The sequence below is a fragment of the Actinomyces sp. MRS3W genome (genome assembly GCF_032465695.1).
Lineage (GTDB): Bacteria > Actinomycetota > Actinomycetes > Actinomycetales > Actinomycetaceae > Actinomyces.
Window position 1 is genome coordinate 1 of sequence record NZ_JAWDJJ010000191.1, and the last position, 1,640, is coordinate 1,640.

2 protein-coding genes and 1 pseudogene are annotated in these 1,640 nt (G+C 66.2%); 1 reads left to right on the forward strand and 2 read right to left on the reverse strand.

The annotated features are described in order from the left end of the window. Positions 1–224: pseudogene (locus tag RWX45_RS07165) on the reverse strand (hypothetical protein); the annotation flags it as partial. Between the two features lie 18 nt (positions 225–242). Continuing rightward, on the reverse strand, positions 243–977 hold the full coding sequence (locus RWX45_RS07170; protein WP_316023049.1) for a response regulator transcription factor: 735 nt from the start codon (positions 975–977) through the stop codon (positions 243–245). A 214-nt stretch (positions 978–1,191) separates the two neighbouring features. On the opposite strand from RWX45_RS07170, the gene RWX45_RS07175 reads away from it, so the two are divergent. Beyond that, positions 1,192–1,640, forward strand: a 449-nt coding sequence (locus RWX45_RS07175) for a toprim domain-containing protein (protein WP_316023050.1), incomplete at its 3' end; no start/stop codon positions are given.

Here is a 1,640-nt window from a genome sequence, read left to right on the forward strand (position 1 = left end):
GCCGTGAGCTGCTCGTCCAGCCGGTTCATGAGGGTATGGCGCAGCGTGAGGGTGGAGAAGGCGCCGATGCCGGCGGCCATGACGAGCACGATCCCGATGACACCTGCAACCAGTCGGGTGCGCAAGCTGCGCGAGAACAGGTGTCTGGGGCGCAGCCGGCCCAGGCGCCGACTCCGGGATGTGGTTGCGGCAGACGGCTTCCGGTCGTGACGTGGGTCAGACATGGACGGGCCTGGCCCCGGTTACTGGGCGGAGGGAGTGGGCTTGAGCACGTAACCGACCCCGCGCATGGTGTGGATCATGGGCTCGCGGCCCTTGTCGATCTTGCGGCGCAGGTAGGAGATGTACAGCTCCACGATATTGGCCTGCCCGCCGAAGTCGTAGTTCCACACCCGGTCCAGGATCTGCGGCTTGGACAGGACACGGCGGGGATTGCGCATGAGGTAGCGCAGCAGCTCGAACTCGGTGGCGGTCAGGCGGATCTCATCGTCGCCGCGCCACACCTCGTGGGAGTCCTCGTCCATGCGCAGATCGCCGACCTGCAACACATGGGAGGGCTGCTCCGCGCCGGCGCCGGAACGCCGCAGCAGGGCGCGCAGCCGGGCAACGACCTCCTCCAGGGAGAAGGGCTTGGTCACGTAGTCGTCGCCGCCCGCGGTCAGGCCTGCCACCCGGTCTTCGACGGCGTCCTTAGCGGTGAGGAACAGCACGGGGACGGTGGGCTTGTGGCCGTGGATACGGCGCATGACCTCCAGGCCGTCGAAGTCCGGCAGCATGATGTCCAGGACGACGACGTCGGGGTCGATTTCCTGCGCGGTGCGCACCGCCGCAATACCGGTGCCGGCGGTGGTCACCTCCCAGCCCTCGTAGCGCAGCGCGGAGGCGAGCAGGTCGGCCAGCGTCTGCTCGTCGTCCACCACGAGGACGCGGACGGGGGAGCCGTCGGGACGGGTGAGGGTCTCGGCTGGGGTAGTCATGACCACGATTCAACACGCTCTCCCTGTGCCCCACCTGTGAATATTGGGTGACGCATGGCGGCTCATGACGAAGGGTGTCGGGTAGGTGCGCTACAGTCGCGCTCGCAACCTCAGCTGCCGTCTTCACCCCCGGCGCCTGCTTGCGGCAACGCTGCAGAACGCCGGAACTACGCCGCCCACACGCCGCACAACCGAAGCATCGAAGAAGGTTCTCGTGTCCAAGAAACTCGTCATCGTCGAGTCCCCCAACAAGGTCCGCTCCATTGCCGGCTATCTGGGCAAGGACTTCGACGTCGAGGCCTCGGTCGGTCATATCCGCGATCTGGCTCAGCCCTCCGAACTGCCCGCCGCGCAGAAGAAGGGCCCCTATGGCAAGTTCGCTGTTGACGTCACTGACGGTTTCAAGCCGTACTACGTCGTCAACCCGGATAAGAAGAAGACGGTCACCCAGCTGCGCAAGGCCCTCAAGGACGCCGACGAGCTCTACCTGGCCACCGACGATGACCGTGAGGGTGAGGCCATCGCGTGGCACCTGCTGGAGGTCTTGAAGCCCAAGGTGCCCGTCAAGCGCATGACCTTCACGGAGATCACCAAGGAGGCGGTCACCCGCGCCCTGGACCACACCCGTGATCTGGACGAGCATCGGGTCGACGCCCAGGAGAC